The organism is Variovorax ginsengisoli, from assembly GCF_030486595.1.
GTDB lineage: Bacteria > Pseudomonadota > Gammaproteobacteria > Burkholderiales > Burkholderiaceae_C > Variovorax > Variovorax ginsengisoli_B.
Map to the genome: position 1 here is coordinate 35,392 of NZ_JAUJZH010000039.1, position 16,107 is coordinate 51,498.

The window sequence follows — 16,107 nt, forward strand, 5'->3', positions numbered from 1 at the left end:
AATGTTTCTCCGGAAAAGATGCTATGTGTCAGGCGCCCAGCCAGTCGGCCGTCACTGATGCGAGATCGGCGCCCAGGCCCGGCGGCGGGCAGCGATAGCTGTCGTGGCGACCGTCAATCTGGATGCTCAGGCCGACCTGCGGTACGCCTTCTTCACGCGTGCCTGCCACGCGGTAGAGGACGCCCCGCCGCGCCATGACGGGGTCAGCGCAGACCTCGTCGATGGAGTTGATCGGCCCGGCCGGCACGCCCGCCTTGGCGAACAACCCCAGCCAGTGCGCGCGGCTCTGGCTGCGCAGAATCCGCTGAATGCGTTCAACCACCTCCGAGCGGTGTTCGCGCCGGCCCGCGTTGCTGGCCAAGCGCGGGTCCCCGCCGTAGGCCTCCTCGCCCACGCAGCTCCAGAACTTGCCCCAGATGCGATCGTTGCCCAAGCCCAGCGTCAGGAGCTTGTCCTTTGTCTGGAACACCTGGTAGATCGCGATCACACTGTCGCGGCCTCCCGAGCGGTGCGGCACTTCGCCGCTGCCGAGATAGGCCATGATGCGCGGCGTCATGAAGCGGGTCATGCTGTCCACAAGCGCCACATCGATCATGCAGCCCTGGCCCGTGCGCTGCTTCCTCACCAGCGCGGCCAGCACGGCCATCGCAGCGTCCTGGCCCGCCAGGAGGTCCGCCGCCGGCGTGCCCACCTTCTGCGGCTCGCGACCAGATTCGCCCGTGAGGTCCATCACGCCGGAGTAGCCCTCGGCGATCAGGTCATAGCAGGGCATGTCGGTGCGCTGGCCTTCCAGGCCAAAGCCTGTGATCGACGCATGGATCAGGCCCGGCCGCACCGCAGACAGGCTCTGGTAGTCCAGCCCCAGCTTGCGCTGCACGCGGGCCAACTGGTTGACCAGCACCACCTCCGCCGCGCCCACCAGTTTCATCAGCAGTTCGCGGCCCTCGCCGCCCGCCGGATCGAGCGCGAGGCTGCGTTTGTTGCGGTTGACGGCGAGGTACCACAGCGAACTGCCGTCTATGAAGGGCGGGCCCCAGGCGCGCACGTCGTCACCCGCAGCGGGGCGCTCGATCTTGACGACGTCTGCGCCGAAATCGGCGAGCAGTTGGCCCGCGTAGGGGCCGGCCACGCTGCTGGTGAGATCGAGCACGCGCACGCCCGCGAGCAGGTCGAAACCCGCGCCCGGCGAAACGAGCGGAAGTGACTGTGAAGGCAGCACGCAGTTACTCGCGCTCGATGTTGGCGGCGCGGATCACCTGCGCCCATTTCTTGGACTCGGCCGCCTGGAAAGCGGCCAGGCCCGCGGGCGTGGTGACGTACGTCTCCAGGCCGCCGGCGGCATACAGGTCCTGCACGGCTTTTTGCTTCACCGCGTTGATGATCAGCTCGTTCAGCCGTGTCTGGATGGCGGGCGGCAGATTAGCCGGCGCATAGGCGGCAAACCAGTAGCTCATCTCGTAGCCCTTGACGCCAGCCTCGTCCATGGTCGGCACATCGGGCGCGAGCGCGGAGCGGGTCTTGCCCGATACCGCCAGCGGCCTCAGCCTGCCGGTCTTGATCAGCGGCAGCGCGGTCGGCGTGTCGGCCATCATCATATCCAGTTGCCCGCCGATCAAGTCCTGCAGTCCGGGCGGATTACTTTTGTAAGGAATGTTGGTGATAAACACGCCCGCCATGCTCTTGTAGAGTTCCGAGGCCACGCGGCTGGATGAAGTGCCGCTCCCGAACGACAGCTTGCCCGGGCCCTTCTTGGCGGCAGCAGTGAGGTCGGCCACCGACTTGTAGGGGCCCTGCGGGTCGACCACCATCACAAGGTCGCCCTTGGACAGGGCGGTGAGCGGCGTGAAGTCCTTGACTGGGTCATAGGGCAGCTTCTTGAACAGGTGCTCGTTGGCCGCATGCGTGCTGTTGGTAGTGATCAGCACCGTGTACCCGTCGCCCGGGGAGCGCGCCACTTCCTGCGCGCCCAGGAAGCTGTTGGCGCCGGCTCGGTTTTCCACCACGACCGGCTGCTGCGTCTGCCGCGTGATGCCGATGCCGATGGCGCGCGCCAACAGGTCGGTGCTGCTGCCGGCCGAGAAGGGCACGACGAAGCGGATCGGCTTGTCGGGGTATTGCGCCAAGGCGGGCGCCGCGCCGCCCAGCGCCAAGGCGATGGTCACCAGGGAGCGGGTGAAAGTGCCGGATGTCATGAGGTCTCCTTTGTAGTGGATGAAGCGATCTGCCGCCGCAGGGCGGCCACCAGCGCGCGGCGCGCGGGCGCATAGGCCTCCTCGCGCAGCTGCTCGAAGAGCGACAACGTGATGTCGTGGTGTTCGGCCAGGCCCGTACGCTCGAGGAGGGTGATCGGCCCTTCGGGATAGCCCAGGCCCAGGCGCAGCGTGGTGTCCATGTCCTGCGCGCTGGCCAGGCCCTCGTCCAGCCGGCGCAGCGCGGCGTTGTAGTAGGGGCGCACCAGCCGGTCCACGATGCGGCCCGGAAAGTCCGCGCAGACGGCTACCTTGAAGCCCGCCGCCTCGAACGCGGCGCGCGCGGCAAGCAGTGCGGCCGGGTGGGTGTGCGGCTGGCGCACCAACTCCACCAGCGAACTGGGGGCCGCGGTGCCCAGGCGAAAGCGCGCGAAGCCCACCACGTTGGAGCCTTCCAGCCCGCGGTCCTCGCCGGTGTGCACTCCCAGGCATTCGCTGCCCAGCTCGATGGCGATGAAGGGCGCGTCCTCGTTGCGCGTCGCGACTGCGAAGGCCGCGCCGGAGCCCTCACCGATGTACACCAGAGATGGTCCGCTCTCCTGCGCGGCCGAGGTGAAGGCGTGGGCGCTGGGGAAGGAGCGGCTCGTGCCCGCGTAGACGATGTGATAGCTCATTTCAGGCGCCAAAGGTCTTGCTGTCGCCGTAGGTGTGGAATCCACGGCCCGATTTCTTACCCACCTGCCCGGCCGCCAGCATGCGGCGAACCAGGGATGGACACGCCGCGCGCGGCTCGTGCGTGAGGCCGTGCATGGCCTCGCACAGCAGCTTTTGCGTGTCCAATCCGACGAGGTCCAGCAGTTCCATGGGTCCCATGGGGTAGCCCAGCGCATGCTTGACCGCCGTATCGATGTCCTGCGGCGAAGCCACGCCCTGCTCCACCAGGCGAATCGCGTCGTTGTTGAACGGGATGAGGAAGTAGTTGAGGATGAAGCCGGGCGTGTCCTGCGTGCGCACCGGGTTCTGGCCGAGGTCCTTGCAGAACGCCCAGGCCCGCTCGAAGGTATCGGCGGAGGTCAAAAGACCGGGCGACATCTCCACCAGCTTCATCAGCTGGGCTGGCAGGCAGAAATGCATACCCACGAAACGCTCCGGCCGGCCCGAGCCGCCTGCGATCTCGGTGATGGAGATCGTGGAAGTGTTGGAGGCGAACAGCGTGTGCTCCGGGCAGATCTCGTGCAGCTTCGAGAACAGCTGGTGCTTGGCCGCGAGGCTTTCAAAAATGGCCTCGATCACCACGTCGGCGGCCGCCACGTCCTTCATGTCGCTGGTGCCCTTCCAACGGCCCATGATGCCGGTGAACTGCTCCGCGGACAGCTTGCCGCGCTCCATCGATTTGCGCAGGAAGGCTTCGGCCTGGATTTTGGAGCGCGCGACAGCGGCCGCGTCCTGGTCGAACACGATGGTATGAAAGCCGGACCGCGCCGCCACGATGGCGATGCTCGTGCCCATGGTTCCCGCGCCGACGATAGTCACCGTGCGGATGGCTTTCGTGCAGATTTCACTCATGTCGTTGTTGTCCTTCCTTGAAACCGATGCTTTCCAGGATTTCCTGCGTGTGTTCGCCCACGCGCGGTGGCGGCAAGCGGTAGCTGCCGGGCGAAGCGGAGAAGTTCACAGGGATGGAGGTCATCACAACCTCGCCCTCGGTGGGATGCTGGTAGCGCTTGAAGAAGCCCGTCTCGCGCAGGTACTCGTCCTGCATGAGGTCATCCAGCGAATTGACCGGGCCGAACGACACGTCGCGGGCTGTGAAAATCCCGGTCCATTGCGCAGTCGTCTTGTGCCGCAGCCGCTCGGCCAGGATGCCGTACAGTTCGTCGATGTGGCGCATGCGGGAAGCCATGTCGGCGAACCTCGCTTCCTGTGTCAAGTGCGAGAGTTCCACGGCGTCCAGCAGCCTCTTCCATTGCGCGTCGTTCACCGCAAGCACGCACAGGTGCCCGTCGCGGGTCGGGTAGGGACGCCGGTGTGGCGAGAACATTCGGCTGTAGCCCAGCCGCGTCCCCGGCTCGCCCAGCGCGCCTTCCCACAGGTGCTCGAACAGGCTGAACTGCAACATGGTCTCGTACATGGGAACTTCCACCCGCTGGCCCTGGCCGCTGCGCTCGCGGTGCAGCAGCGCCATGCTGATGGAAGAGGCCAGCACATAGCCGCAGAACTTGTCCGCGATCACGGTGGGGAAGTAGCGCGGCTGGCCGTCCTCGTCGCAGTTCATGGAGGCCAGGCCGCTCGCGCCCTGGATGATGTCGTCGAAGGCCGGCGCGTCGCGTCGCGGGCCGTCGCTGCGGTAACCGGGCGCGCAGGCGAAAACAATGCGCGGGTTGCGCGCGCGGATGGTTTCATAACCGATGCCCAGTCGTTCGGCGGCGGCTGGCCGCAGGCTATGCACGAACACGTCGGCCGTCTCTACCAGCTTCATCAGCGCAGCCTGGCCATCGGCACTCTTGAGGTCCAGCACAATGCTGCGCTTGTTGCGGTTCATGATCAGGAAGAACACCGACATCCCCTCGTGGCGGGTCGGGCCGTTGTAGCGGTTCTGGTCGCCACCGGGCATCTCGACCTTGATCACGTCGGCGCCCATGTCGCCCAGGATCTGCGTGCAGACCGGCCCCAGGACGTTGATCGTGAGGTCGATCACGCGCAGGCCGGCGAGGGGGCCGGGGGCGGGTGCGTCACTCACTGTGGTGCCCCTTTACCAAGCGCAGCGGCGTGACCACCTGCACGACCTCGCCGCGCTGGTTCTTGATCTCGTTGCGGGTGCGCACCAGGCCCAGGCCCGGGCGGCTCTTGCTCTCGCGGCACTCCAGCACCTCGCACTCCACATGGATGGTGTCGCCCACCAGCACCGGCGCCTTGATGTCCAGTTCCATGTGCAGGAAGGCGAAGCCGGTGCCCTGCATGGTGGACTGCACCAGCAGGCCTTCCGCGTAGGCGAACACCAGCGCGCCGGGCGCCACGCGCGCCTTCATGGCCGAGTGGTGCTGGATGAATTCGACGTTATTGAAGATGACTTCCTGCTGGCCGGTGCAGTTGATGAAGTTCACGATGTCCGACTCGAACACGGTACGGCCCACGGTCTTGAATCGGCGGCCCGCGGGCAGGGCCTGCCAGCAAAAGCCCAGGCCGACGGTGGGAATGGACGCTGCGGTCATGGTTGGGGTACTTCCTTTGGTTGGTTGTGTGCGTCTGACTGGGAACGAATGCTGCGCGCCTGTCCATTGGCGCGGCAAATGACTGTGTTGCATCCATTTATGGCGCTTGCAGCACACTGGTTGCCATGAGCATTTCCGTCACTTGCCACAGCCGCACCTATCCCATCCGAGGCGTGTTCCGCATCAGCCGCGGCGCCAAGACCCAGGCGTATGCGTTGGTGGTGTCCATCACCGACGGCGCGCACACCGGTGCGGGCGAATGCATCCCGTATGCGCACTACGGTGAGAGCGTGTCCAGCGTGATGTCGCAGATCGCCTCCATCACGCCGCAGCTGCGCGGTGGCCTGCAGATCCATGAGCTGCAGCAACTGCTGCCGCCAGGTGCCGCACGCAATGCAGTGGACTGCGCGCTGTGGGCGCTGCGCAGCCGCCGCTCGGGCCTGTCCTGCGCGAGCTATGCTGGCCTGCCCGGGCCGCTGCAACCCGTCACCACCGCGTTCACGCTCAGCCTGGACACACCCGACAAAATGGGCGAGGCCGCGCGCGCCCACCGCCACATGCCCCTGCTCAAGCTCAAGCTGGGCGGCGGTGTCGAGGACGTGGACCGCGTGTGCGCGGTGCGCGAGCAGGCACCCGGTGCGCGCCTGATGGCCGACGCCAACGAGTCGTGGAGCGAGGAGGACGTAGAGCGGAATCTGCCGCTCCTCGCGCACCTAGGTCTCGAACTGCTGGAGCAGCCGCTGCCCGCGGGCAAGGACGCCATGCTGGCCGGCTACGACAGCCCGGTGCCGTTGGCGGCTGACGAGTCCTGCCGCGACCGCCGCTCCATCGCCGACATACGCGGCAAATACAACTATGCGAACATCAAGCTGGACAAGGCCGGCGGGCTGACCGAGGCGCTGGCGCTGGCCAACGAGGCGCGCCAGGCCGGTCTGAAGGTGATGGTGGGCTGTATGGTGGCCTCATCGTTGTCAATGGCGCCGGGCTTGGTGCTGGCACAGGGTGCGGACATCGTCCACCTGGATGGCCCCCTGCTGCTAGCACAGGACGCACAGCCCGCGCTGCGCTACGAGCGCGGCGTGCTCTATCCCGATCCCGCCGTCTGGGCGGCATAGCCGGGCAGGCTCGCCAGCGCGATCTGCGCCACGCGCCGCACGGTGGCGTCCCGTTCCTGCGCACGGCGGGCCAAAAAGAGTGGCAGTTCCAGGTGCTCGGTCGCATCCTCCAGGTCCACCAGCGCCACCCGCCGGTCGGCAAAGCGCCGGCAGCTGGCCGGCAGCAGCGCCACACCCAGGCCCTCGCCGACGAAGGCCAGGATAGTCGCCATCTCCACCGCCTCCAGCGCCGCGCGCGGCTGGAAACCCGCCACGGCGCAGGCGGCGCGCACGCGCGCATTGAGCGCCGGTGAGCGGCGGTCGGGATTGGTGATGAAGCGCTCGCCTTCCAGCAGCGCCAGCTGGAAAGAGGCTCTTTTCGCCAACGCATGGCCGGCCGGCAGCGCCGCCACCATGCGCTGGCGGTGGATCAGCGTGAGCGCGAGCTCATCAGAGGGCACGACGGCCTGGCGCACCATGCCGATGTCAATCTCGCCGTCGACCAGCTTGGCCAACTGCTCTGTGGAAGTGAACTCGCTCAGCTGCAGCTGCACACCGGCCGCCTCCTGCTGCAGGACGCGCAAAAGTTGCGGCACCACATCGAACGAGGCCGACTGCACAAAGCCGATGCGGCACAGGCCGTCGCGGCCGGACGCTATCTCCTGCGCGGATTTCTCGACTTGGTCGATTAGCGCCAGCACGTCGCGCGCGCCGCGGGCATAGGACAGGCCGGCCGGCGTGAGCACCACCGAGCGGCTGGTGCGATTGAGCAGTGCGATGCCCAGCTGCTCCTCCAGCTTCTGCATGGCGATGCTGAGCGCGGGCTGGCTCATACGCAGCTTCGCGGCGGCGGCCGTGAAGCTGAGCGTATCGGCGAGCGCCACGAAGTAGCGCAGGGTCTTAAGGTCGCTTTGCACGCGGGTATCACCGGTATGGAAGCCCCATTGTGGCCTCAATCGAACGAGAGCTTTCTGCCCTGGATGCCGATCCCCCACTGGTCACATCGCGCTGCATCCGTTGCACCATCTCCCTCGAGAACTGAGCGCCGGCACGCGAATTGCGCGCTCAGCCCGGAACGGACAGCACCTTGGGGGGCGATGAAGGCGAGCCGGCTCCAAGCTTGAGCCTCACACTATCTGGAGTGATCGATTGTTGGAATAAATCGATCCATTGTCTTGGCGCCATGGATCGTGTGCAGCGCCATGGCGCCCTTGCTGAGCGCGCCCGCATGGGCCCGAGGCCGCTCCGACATCTACCCGGCCAGGCCGATCCGTTTGCTCGTGGGCTTCGCTGCGGGTGGCGGCACCGAGGGCATGGCCCGCACCATGGCCCAGCGCATGGGCGAACTGCTCGGACAGCCGGTGGTCGTGGACAACCGGCCCGCCGCCAACGGCAACATCGCTGCCGGATCGCCGCCAAGGCCCCCGCCTATGGCTACACACTCATGTACAACGCATCGGCGCTGGTCATCAGCCCCAGCTTGTATGCCAAGACCGGCTACGATCTGGAGAAGGACTTCACGCCGGTGGGCGGTACGACCAACGTCGCCATCGTGCTAGTGACCGCGCCACGACGGGGTGCGCGCTCGATCGGCGAGTTCGTCCAACTCGCCAAGAGCCGACAAGGGACATTGACCTATGCGTCCTCCAGCAATTGAAACATCACGCACCTTGCCAGCGAACGCACACGAGCATGATCTCCAGCGGGAAATGCAAACGCCTGATGACCCCTCGCAGGGTCGAATTCGCAAGTTGGATGTGCAGCGGTACCATGAACTGCATTGTTGCCGACCGGCCTATCGCGACAGAACCCTCCAAGTCGCCAGACGCTCACATACCGTATCGATTCAAGAGCTTCATTCCGTACCGAACAGTATCGCGCTGGGTCCATACATGCACGGATAGGACGAATACTCCAAGCTCGATTGCTTTGTACTCCGTCATGCCTGTCGCGCCAGCGCAGCGTTTCGAACGCTGCTCAAGGTGCTGCGGGCCGACAGGTTCTCGACGTCCGTGACGATCTCGATGAGGCCACCCACGGGATTGGCCAGGACCCGGTTCAGCGCCTCACCGAACGAGGCGTTGTCGGTCACTCGCTCCCCGGCGAGGCCAAAGGCACGCGCCAGCGCGGCGAAGTCCGGATTCAGTAGCGTCGTGCCGGACACCCGCGTCGGGTACTCGCGCTCCTGGTGCAGGCGAATGGTCCCAAATGCGTTGTTGTTGACCACGATGAAGAGAATCCGCGCCCCATACTGCACGGCCGTGGCGAGCTCCTGCGCATTCATGAGAAAGCAGCCGTCACCACTGACGGATAGCACGCTTCGATCCGGATAGGTCAGCTTCGCGGCCACTGCCGCGGGCACGCCGTACCCCATGGCGCCCGAGGTCGGCGCCAGCTGCGAGCGGAAGCTGTCGAACGACCAGTACTTGTGGATCCAGCCAGTGTAGTTGCCGGCGCCGTTCGACACGATGGTGTCCGCCGGCAGGGCCTTCTGCAACTGCTGGACGATGGCCGCCAAGTCCACGCCCGGCACGCCATCCGGCGCGACGCAAGATGCTTCGTAGTCGGCGCGCAGCGACTGGCACCAGTCGGCGCGGTCGACTGCGGCTTCCGACGGTGCCAGCGCGCGCAGCGCACGCGCCATCGGTGCGGCGCCGGCATTGATCGGCAGGTCGGCCTGGTACACGCGGCCGAGTTCCGAGGGCTCCGGATAGATGTGAATCAGCGCCTGCCGGGGCTGCGGCGCTTCCAGCAAGGTGTAACCGGCCGTCGTCATCTCGCCCAGCCGCGCGCCCAGGACGATCACCAGGTCGGCCTCCTGCAGATGCTTGGTGAGCGAAGGCTCCGCGCCGATGCCGAAATGGCCCGCATACAGCGGATGGCTGTTGGGAATGAAATCCTGGCAGCGCAACGATGCGCACAGCGGGATCTGCTGCGCCTCCGCATGCGCGAGCACGTCGTCGCCGACCTGCCGCGACCACTCTCCGCCGCCGACGATCATCAGCGGGCGCTTCGCTCGCGAGAGCAGGGTGGCGTAGTGCTCCAGCGCATCGGCGGTGGGCGCCGACGGCACCGGATGTGCCCGCTTGCCGGCGCCGGTCGATGCGTCGACGAGGTCGGTCAGCATGTCTTCCGGCAGCGACAGCACCACCGGCCCTGGCCGGCCGCTGAGCGCCGTCTGGAATGCCCGATGAACGTACTCGGGCAGTCGCCGGGCGTCGTCGATCCGGGCTGTCCACTTGGCGAGCGGGCGGAACATTGCCTCCAGGTCAACCTCCTGGAAGCCTTCGCGGTCGCGGAATCCCCGTGCGACCTGGCCGATGAAGAGCACCATCGGTGTGGAGTCCTGGAAGGCCGTGTGGACCCCGATCGATGCGTTGGTTGCGCCCGGCCCGCGCGTCACGAAGCAGACGCCAGGCTTTCCGGTCAGCTTGGCGTAGGCGTCGGCCATGTTCGAGGCGCCGCCCTCCTGACGACAGACCACGAGATCCATCTTGTCGCGTTGGTCGACCAGCGCGTCGAGCACCGCCAGGTAGCTTTCTCCAGGCACGCAGAAGATGCGATCGACGCCCTGGCGCTCCAGGCAGTCCACGAGCAGTTTCGCGCCGCTCCGCGTGCCTTGAACAGATTCCGACATTGAATTTCCTTGGATGGCCTGCCGCGCGTCGTCACTCGAGGCGCAAGTTCGTCTTCTTGATGAGATCGTTCCACTTGAGCGTCTCCGTCCTGACGTAGGCGCCGAATTGTTCGGGCGTCTTCGGCTCGGAGCTCACGCCCAATTCGGCCAGCCGGGCTCGCACGCCGGGGTCGGCGAGCGCGATCTGGATCTCGGCATTGAGCTTGAGCACGATGTCGCGCGGCGTCTTCGCCGGAGCGACGAAGCCCCACCAGACGACCGGCTCGAGGTTCGGGTAGCCTGCCTCGGCGGCGGTCTGGACCTCGGGAAGCAGCGCGAAGCGGCCCGGGCTGCCGACCATGATCGCGCGCAGCCGCCCGCTCTTGATGTGCGGCAGCGACTGCGGCGGATCGAGCAGCATGAACGACACGCGTCCCGCGATCAGATCGACCAACGCCGGCGCGCCGCCGCGGTAGGGAACATGCAGCATGTTCGCCTGCGACACCGACTTGAGGAGTTCGGCCGCCATGTGGCCCGAACTGCCCGAGCCCGCCGAGGCGAACGAGATCTTCGACGGATCAGCCTTGGCCGCGTCGATGACGTCCTTGAGCGACTTGGCCGGCGAATCCTGCGCAACCACGAGGATGAGAGGCGCGTAGCCGATGTAAGCGACCGGCGCGAAATCCTTCAACACGTCGAAGCTCAGGTTGGGATAGAGCGCGGTCGTGGCGAGCGGATTGGAGCCGAGCAGGATCGTGTAGCCATCGGGCGCGGCGCGGGCCACGTACTCGGCGCCGACGTTGCCGCCCGCGCCGGCGCGGTTCTCGACCAGCACCGGCTGTTTGAGCTGCACGGAAAGCCGCTCGCCGATCAGCCGGCCGAGGATGTCCAGCGCGCCGCCCGCCGGGAACGGGATGACCATGTGAACCGGTTTGTTGGGATAGGACTGCGCCCAGGCCTGTGCGCCAGCCGCCAGTCCGAGGCTCAGCAGGCAGGCGCGCGCGAGGGCCGCCAGCCACCGGGTCGATCGAGGGTCGCTCATGGGGTTGTCCTTTTCAAGATGTGGATCGCTTCGTTGGGGGTCGGCTGCCGACCTGAAGCGCGGCGGCCACCGGCCAGCGCAGGAGCTTTTCGAGCGTCCTGCCCATCACCCATTCCTTGTCCTCGGGGCCCAGGAAATCCAAGGTACGGGTGAAATGGTCGATGCACTCCGCGTAGGTGCAGGGAAGCCGCGAATAGTCGGAGCCCCACATCAGGCGCGAGGGGCCGAAGGCATCGAAGATGCGTTCCAGGTAAGGCCGCAGATTAGCGAACGGATAGGGCTGCGTGCTGTAGCAGGGCGCGGCCGAGGCCTTGACGGACACATTCGGAAAGCGCGCGAACGCCAGCATCTCGTCGAGGTCTGCAAAACACTCGTCGTCGCGCAACTGGCTCGCGCGGCCCATGTGGTCGATGATCAGGGTGAGATCGGGATAGCGCGATGCAAGTCGCGGCAGCTTGTCTAGCATGCCCGGCATCAGCATCATCACCGGGATGCCGAGCCGCTGGCAGCCTTCCCAGAACCATTCGATCGACCCGTCGTCGAGCCACTGGCTCCACTTCGGCTTGTACCAGGTCATGCGGATGCCCAGCATCGACGGCCGGAGCCGCCAGCCCTCCAGCGACTTGCGCGCATCGGGCAGCGACGGGTCGAAGCGGCCCATGATGCCCAGCCGGTCGGGGCAGAGCGCGGCGGACTCGAGCGCATAGTCGTTGTTGTCGCCTACCGGCGAAGGCGGGACGATCACCGCGCGCTGGACGCCGCATGCATCCATCACGGCCAGGAACTCCTGCGGCGTCACGGGCTCGGCGCGATGCGCGCGGGCCCCCGGCACGGTAAGGAAGGACTTGGAATGCAGTTGGTCCGCGGGCCAGGGGCGGGCTTCGCTGTGCGGCTGCCAGAAGTGCACCTGCGAGTCCGTGATGACGAACTCCGACGGCTTGTTGCTCATGCCAGCTCAGTTGCCGTAGAGGGCTTCGGGCGTGGTCACCAGGATCCTCTCCCGGTCGGCCTCGTCGGGCGCCCACTCGGCGAGCAGGTCGAGCAGATCACCGTCATTGGGCATGGTGCGGCCGACCATGTTCACGTGCGGCCAATCGGAGGCCCACATCATCCGCTCGGGCGCATGCCTGACCAGGGCGCTCGCGATCGGCGCAACGGAAGGGTAGGGCGGCTCCTCATCAGTGCAGCGCATGGGGCCCGACAGCTTCACCCAGACGCGGCCGGTGTCGAGCATCTCGAGCAGCTTCTTGACGGCAGGCTGGTCGACCCCGCCCGCGGCGGGCACGCTGGCGAGGTGGTCGATCACGATCTTGTCGGAGTCCAGCGCCATCAGGGCGTCGGAGTACTCGACGAGATCGATGCCGTGCGGGTAGAAATGCACCGGCCAATCGAACTGCCTGACGCGGGCGGCCACGTCAGGCTGGATTCGCGGCAGGTTCCTGGCGCGCCGGTCGCTCACGAAGCGGATGCCGCGCACGCCCATGGCATGCAGGCGAGCCAGTTCTTCGTCGTCGGTCTGCGCAGAAGGGAATATCACGCCCCGGAACCGGTCGGGGTAGCGCGCCAGCGTGTGCTCCAGATGCAGATAGTCCAGTCCGTAGCCGCCGCCGCTCACGAGCAGCGACCGGGCGAGGCCCAACTGGTCCTGCATCGCAATGGCGGACTCGGCCGAGACTTCGTCCGAGTAGTACGGGCTGTCAGGATCGAAGGCGTATTCCGAGGCGGGGCCGAACAGGTGGATCTGCGTGTCCCATGCGCCCTTGGGCACTTTCATCCTGGGTTTGCGGGGGGCGTAATCGGGCGGCGGCGTGAGGTACTGCGACATGGCAGCCATTCTCGTTTCGGCGCCGCGCTTTCATCGTGCCCTCCCGGACTAGCTGCTATCCGTCATCTGCATAGCAGCTTCCGCAGAACTCCTGGCGAGCGAAATGGCCAATTGCTGCCTCAGCATCAACATGGTCTTGCGCGCAATGCTGGTCAGGGGCCGCTCCGCGGAATGCGCGAGCACCAGCACGCTCTTGAGCTCGGGCGAGACGATCTTGTGGCTCGTGAAGCGCTTGGCCGCGCCCTTGGGGATCGCGTTGATGCTCACCACTGCAAAGCCCAGGTCGGCCTCGACCAGATCGACGATGCCGGCGATGGCGTCGATCTCCTGGACGATCCGGAGTTTGCAGCCGATGTTGGCCAGGCGGGTCTCGAGGAGCATGCGCATCGGATGAGGGCGCCCTTGCAGCACGAGCGGCAGTTCAGCCAGCCTTGCGAGCTCGATTGTGGGCGGCAGCGGAGTCTTGGTGCGGCTCGATCCGACGACGTACAGATTCTGTTCGTGCAGCGGCAGGGTTTCCAGCATCGGCGTCGGCACGGGGTCGTGGAGCAGGGCGATGTCCAGCCGCCCGGCGAGCAGCCACTCCTGCAGGTGAAAGGTCAGACCCTCGGTCACGCGCAGCGATCCGAGCGGAAACTGCCTCCGGAACTCGAAGACGGTGGGAATGGTGATCAGGCGGGCGATGGAATGAGGAAAGCCGAGCGCGACCTCGCCGGAAGGCTCGTCGCGCGAGTTGTCCAGTTCCGTGCGGGCGCGCTCGATCTGCACCAGGATGCCCCGGCAGTGGCTCAGGAAGCGCTTGCCGGCCTCGGAAAGGCTGACGCCGCGGCCGTTGCGGTGGAACAGGGTCTGGCGCAGTTCGATCTCGAGCGCGCGCACCTGGCGGCTCAGGGCCGGCTGGGGCACCTGGAGCAGCCACGCCGCCTTGGTGAAGCTGCCCAGGTCGGCAACAGTCACGAACCATTCGAGTTGCCTGATCTCCAAGTGTTCACCTCTTTTTCTGCATCCTAGTTCAGTGGGATGTTGGAGGCCTTGACCACGCCTGCCCAGCGCTCATTCTCCGCCTTGAGATAGACCGCGAACTCTTCCGGCGTGCTGCCGATGGTCTCGGCACCCACGATCTGCGCCTTCATGGCCGGCGTGCGCACCATCTGCTGCACCTCGGTGCTGAGCCTGCGGATGACCGCATCGGGCGTGCCGACCGGCGCCATCAGGCCCAACCAGCCCGTCACGTTGTACCCCGGAACGCCCGATTCGCTGATGGTGGGCACCTCGGGCATGTAGTGCGAGCGCTTCGAGGCCGTCACGGCCAGCGGCTTGAGCTTGCCCGCCTTGATCTGCGGCAACGCCGTGATGATGTTGTCGAAGAAGAGCTGTACCTGCCCGCCCATGAGGTCGAGCACCGCCTGCGTCGCGCCGGGGTAGGGCACGTGAACGATGTCGAGGCCGGCGTCCTGCTTGAAGAGCTCGGCCGACATGTGGGAGGAGGTCCCGTTGCCCGACGAGCCATAGTTCAGCTTGCCGGGATTCTTCTTGGCGTAGTCGATCAGGTCGTTCACCGAATTGAAGGGCGACGAGGCCGCCACCACCAGCACGCCGGGCACGTCGGCGACCAGCGAGATCGGCACCAGGTCACGCATCGGGTCATAGGGCGGCTTGCGCATCAGGTGCGGATTGACGGCGACCGTGCCGATGGTGCCCATGTAGAGTGCAGTGCCATCGGGCCGTGCATTGATCACGTTGAGCGTGGCCGGTACTCCGGAGCCGCCGGTGCGGTTTTCCACGATCACGCTCTGGCCCAGGCTCTTCTGGAGCCCCGCCGCCACGGTGCGACTCACGATGTCCACAGTGCCGCCGGCCGAGACCGGTACGACGATGCGAATCGGGCCACTCGGAACGCCATCCGTCTGGCCAACTGCCGCATGCGCGGCAGCGAAGAGGATCACGGCGCCGATCAGTTTTCCGAACGATTTCTTCATATCAGATGTCTCGATGTTGACTGCACGCGGCGGCGTGCTTCGCTGGCGATCGCATGGGAGCACTTTGGACGAATGGCCTATTCTGCGTGCGGTCGGCCCTTCAGGATCCGCGCTTCCAAACTAGCTGCTATGCAGAAGGCAGCTAGCTTGCTCCTGCCCGTGGCGGGCGATCGTCGATCCCTGCATACCAGCTAGTCGGTGGTCGTGGGTGAGGGGGCGAGGAAGCGCATCAGAATGCCCCGCAGCCTCTTTTTGCGAGCCAGACGACCATGGATGACAACCACCAACAGCTGATCGACAGCATTGCGCCTTCGGGGCGCTTGCGCGCGGCAATCAATTTCGGAAACATCGTGCTTGCCCAGCGCTTTCCGACCGGCGAACCCCAGGGCGTCTCGGTAACGCTGGCCAGGGAAATGGCGGCCCGGCTCGGGCTTCCGCTCGACCTGGTGACTTTCGACGCCGCCGGCCAGGTCTTCGACGCCTTGGTGGAGCGCGGCGCCTGGGACGTCGCCTTTTTGGCGATCGATCCTCAGCGCGGCACGCAGATCGACTTCACGTCCCCCTACGTCACGATCCAGGGCACCTATCTGGTCCCTTGCGATTCGCCCTTCGGCTCGACCGGTGACGTCGACAGGCCCGGCATCCGGATTGCGGCATCCCGCGGGTCGGCTTACGAACTCTATCTGCGACGACATCTGAGACATGCGGAACTGGTCTGCGCCGACAGTCCGGAGGCTTCGTTCCGCTTGTTCATGGACGGCAAGTTGGACGCGATGGCATCGGTGCGGCAACCGCTCTCCCTTCTTGCTGCCGAATACCCTGGCCTGCGCGTGCTCGGCGATGCGTACATGCGGGTCGACCAGGCCATCGGTACGCCGAAGGGCCGCGCACCGGCCCTTCGCTGGCTGAACGATCTCATCGCAGAGACCAAAACCAGCGGCTTCCTGGCAGAGGCGCTGCGCAGCAGCGGCCAGGGCGATGCCGTGCTCGCTCCATAGAGCTTCCACTCGGCCTTCACCCGGTGCAGACCCTGAGACTGAACTGTCGGAACTCACGCGGAGGTCAAGCTCGCGCCGGTTGTCGAGAGCTTTCTGTGTGATCGCTTGGCGCTGGTGGTTTCACTGATGAAGGGTGCCGCGCCTTCGGTTGA

General features: G+C 66.2%; 16 protein-coding genes and 1 pseudogene. 3 read left to right on the forward strand and 14 right to left on the reverse strand.

Annotation, left to right across the window (positions count from 1 at the left end; translation table 11 throughout):
• Window positions 1-28 precede the first annotated feature (28 nt).
• The 6 genes from QZH52_RS34420 to QZH52_RS34445 are packed head-to-tail and all read right to left on the reverse strand — an operon-like array spanning window position 29 to window position 5,401.
• On the reverse strand, window positions 29-1,219 hold the full coding sequence (locus tag QZH52_RS34420; protein ID WP_301815735.1) for a CaiB/BaiF CoA transferase family protein: 1,191 nt from the start codon (window positions 1,217-1,219) through the stop codon (window positions 29-31).
• 4 nt (window positions 1,220-1,223) lie between these two features.
• Window positions 1,224-2,192 carry a Bug family tripartite tricarboxylate transporter substrate binding protein gene (locus tag QZH52_RS34425; RefSeq protein ID WP_301815737.1) on the reverse strand — a complete coding sequence of 323 codons (969 nt, stop codon included), beginning with the start codon at window positions 2,190-2,192 and terminating at the stop codon, window positions 1,224-1,226.
• Window positions 2,189-2,863: a 3-hydroxyacyl-CoA dehydrogenase family protein gene (locus tag QZH52_RS34430; protein ID WP_301815739.1), complete on the reverse strand. Its 675-nt coding sequence runs from the start codon at window positions 2,861-2,863 to the stop codon at window positions 2,189-2,191. Before QZH52_RS34430 ends, QZH52_RS34425 begins: the two co-directional genes overlap by 4 nt.
• Before the next feature lies 1 nt (window position 2,864).
• On the reverse strand, window positions 2,865-3,755 hold the full coding sequence (locus tag QZH52_RS34435; protein WP_301815741.1) for a 3-hydroxyacyl-CoA dehydrogenase family protein: 891 nt from the start codon (window positions 3,753-3,755) through the stop codon (window positions 2,865-2,867).
• Window positions 3,748-4,929 (reverse strand): CaiB/BaiF CoA transferase family protein, encoded by a 1,182-nt coding sequence (locus QZH52_RS34440; protein WP_301815743.1) that lies wholly within the window; start codon window positions 4,927-4,929, stop codon window positions 3,748-3,750. Before QZH52_RS34440 ends, QZH52_RS34435 begins: the two co-directional genes overlap by 8 nt.
• On the reverse strand, window positions 4,922-5,401 hold the full coding sequence (locus tag QZH52_RS34445; RefSeq protein WP_301815745.1) for an FAS1-like dehydratase domain-containing protein: 480 nt from the start codon (window positions 5,399-5,401) through the stop codon (window positions 4,922-4,924). Before QZH52_RS34445 ends, QZH52_RS34440 begins: the two co-directional genes overlap by 8 nt.
• 125 nt (window positions 5,402-5,526) lie before the next feature.
• Between QZH52_RS34445 and dgcA the strand changes: the two genes are divergently transcribed.
• Window positions 5,527-6,516 carry an N-acetyl-D-Glu racemase DgcA gene (gene dgcA, locus QZH52_RS34450; protein WP_301815747.1) on the forward strand — a complete coding sequence of 330 codons (990 nt, stop codon included), beginning with the start codon at window positions 5,527-5,529 and terminating at the stop codon, window positions 6,514-6,516.
• Here dgcA and QZH52_RS34455 read toward each other — a convergent pair.
• The gene (locus tag QZH52_RS34455; RefSeq protein ID WP_301815749.1) at window positions 6,486-7,412 is read right to left on the reverse strand and encodes a LysR family transcriptional regulator; all 927 of its coding nucleotides are present in this window, start codon (window positions 7,410-7,412) and stop codon (window positions 6,486-6,488) included. The genes dgcA and QZH52_RS34455 overlap by 31 nt on opposite strands.
• A gap of 311 nt (window positions 7,413-7,723) precedes the next feature.
• Here QZH52_RS34455 and QZH52_RS38910 point away from each other — a divergent pair, with 311 nt between their 5' ends.
• Window positions 7,724-8,152 carry a tripartite tricarboxylate transporter substrate-binding protein gene (locus QZH52_RS38910; protein WP_301815782.1) on the forward strand — a complete coding sequence of 143 codons (429 nt, stop codon included), beginning with the start codon at window positions 7,724-7,726 and terminating at the stop codon, window positions 8,150-8,152.
• A 7-nt stretch (window positions 8,153-8,159) separates the two neighbouring features.
• On the opposite strand, the pseudogene QZH52_RS34465 reads toward QZH52_RS38910, so the two are convergent.
• The 7 genes and pseudogenes from QZH52_RS34465 to QZH52_RS34495 form a co-directional block, all read right to left on the reverse strand.
• A pseudogene (locus QZH52_RS34465) lies at window positions 8,160-8,267 on the reverse strand (IS6 family transposase); the annotation flags it as partial.
• A 167-nt stretch (window positions 8,268-8,434) separates the two neighbouring features.
• The gene (locus tag QZH52_RS34470) at window positions 8,435-10,132 is read right to left on the reverse strand and encodes a thiamine pyrophosphate-binding protein (RefSeq protein WP_301815750.1); all 1,698 of its coding nucleotides are present in this window, start codon (window positions 10,130-10,132) and stop codon (window positions 8,435-8,437) included.
• A 31-nt stretch (window positions 10,133-10,163) separates the two neighbouring features.
• Window positions 10,164-11,153, reverse strand: coding sequence for a Bug family tripartite tricarboxylate transporter substrate binding protein (locus QZH52_RS34475; protein WP_301815752.1), 990 nt, complete (start codon window positions 11,151-11,153; stop codon window positions 10,164-10,166).
• A gap of 13 nt (window positions 11,154-11,166) precedes the next feature.
• Window positions 11,167-12,102, reverse strand: a complete 936-nt coding sequence (locus tag QZH52_RS34480; protein ID WP_301815754.1) for an amidohydrolase family protein — start codon at window positions 12,100-12,102, stop codon at window positions 11,167-11,169.
• 6 nt (window positions 12,103-12,108) lie between these two features.
• The gene (locus tag QZH52_RS34485) at window positions 12,109-12,978 is read right to left on the reverse strand and encodes an amidohydrolase family protein (RefSeq protein WP_301815756.1); all 870 of its coding nucleotides are present in this window, start codon (window positions 12,976-12,978) and stop codon (window positions 12,109-12,111) included.
• 48 nt (window positions 12,979-13,026) lie between these two features.
• Window positions 13,027-13,962, reverse strand: a complete 936-nt coding sequence (locus QZH52_RS34490; RefSeq protein WP_301815758.1) for a LysR family transcriptional regulator — start codon at window positions 13,960-13,962, stop codon at window positions 13,027-13,029.
• Between the two features lie 23 nt (window positions 13,963-13,985).
• Window positions 13,986-14,957 (reverse strand): Bug family tripartite tricarboxylate transporter substrate binding protein, encoded by a 972-nt coding sequence (locus QZH52_RS34495; RefSeq protein WP_301815761.1) that lies wholly within the window; start codon window positions 14,955-14,957, stop codon window positions 13,986-13,988.
• Window positions 14,958-15,226: 269 nt separating this feature from the next.
• On the opposite strand from QZH52_RS34495, the gene QZH52_RS34500 reads away from it, so the two are divergent.
• Window positions 15,227-15,955, forward strand: a complete 729-nt coding sequence (locus tag QZH52_RS34500; RefSeq protein ID WP_301815763.1) for an ABC transporter substrate-binding protein — start codon at window positions 15,227-15,229, stop codon at window positions 15,953-15,955.
• Window positions 15,956-16,107 lie beyond the last annotated feature (152 nt).